We start from the raw sequence: 932 nt of genomic DNA on the forward strand, positions 1-932 counted from the left end.
AGCACCATCACGGTGACGTTTACAGATGCAGCAAATGCCACTCAAAGCATTGATGTACAAACCGATGCCAATGGTAACTGGAGTGCGACACCAACAGGCACATTAGCCGAAGGGAATTATAGCGTTAGCGCCAGCATCACTGATGCAGCGGGCAACACAGGTACAGGTACAGACAGTGGCGAAGTAGACGTAACTCCACCGGCACTTGCCTTTACACCAACGTTTGAACTTGGTTTATTGGTTACCTTAAGTGGTACCTCTGACTTGCCAGCAGGCAGTGAAATTACTATTACCGAGCAACTGGTTGGCGGTGGCATTGGTGCCACCTACACCACCACAACTGATGCCGATGGTAATTGGTCATTAGTCGGATTAGATGTATCGTTACTTGATGTTGGCTCAGTGATCGCCACAGCGACCGATGCCGCAGGTAATACCCGTACAATTAGCTCAGATGACTTTGATAATACACCGCCGACACTCACTGTTGATGTTGCAGCACAAAGCGACAGCAACACGCCAATCATAAGCGGCACAAGTGATGCGGGCGAAGGTGCACAAGTGACGATAGTCGTTACCGACAGCAACGGCAACCCACAAACCATCACCGCCCTTGTTGATGCGGATGGTAATTGGAGTGCCACTCCAACCACACCATTAAGTGAAGGTCAAAGCACCATCGAAGTAAGTGTACGCGACAGTGTTGGCAACGAAACTACAGTGAGTGATACCACCACTATCGACACGCAAGCGCCAATACTCACCATTCAAAACGTAGGCGATGTTAGTGACTTAACACCAGAGCTGCAGGGCACCAGTAATGAAATTGGTGGCACTGTTACACTCACCATCACCGACAGCGCAGGCGCTGTGCAAACCATTGAGACCCTAGTTGGCAGCGATGGCCACTGGAACATTGAGATTCCAGGTGC

General features: G+C 50.3%; 1 protein-coding gene. It reads left to right on the forward strand.

Annotated features, from left to right (window positions below):
* The coding region (locus H5118_RS20350) for an Ig-like domain-containing protein (protein WP_182749989.1) at nucleotides 1-932 on the forward strand (932 nt) is incomplete at both ends.

The sequence above is a fragment of the Pseudoalteromonas sp. SR41-1 genome (genome assembly GCF_014164015.1).
GTDB lineage: Bacteria > Pseudomonadota > Gammaproteobacteria > Enterobacterales > Alteromonadaceae > Pseudoalteromonas > Pseudoalteromonas distincta.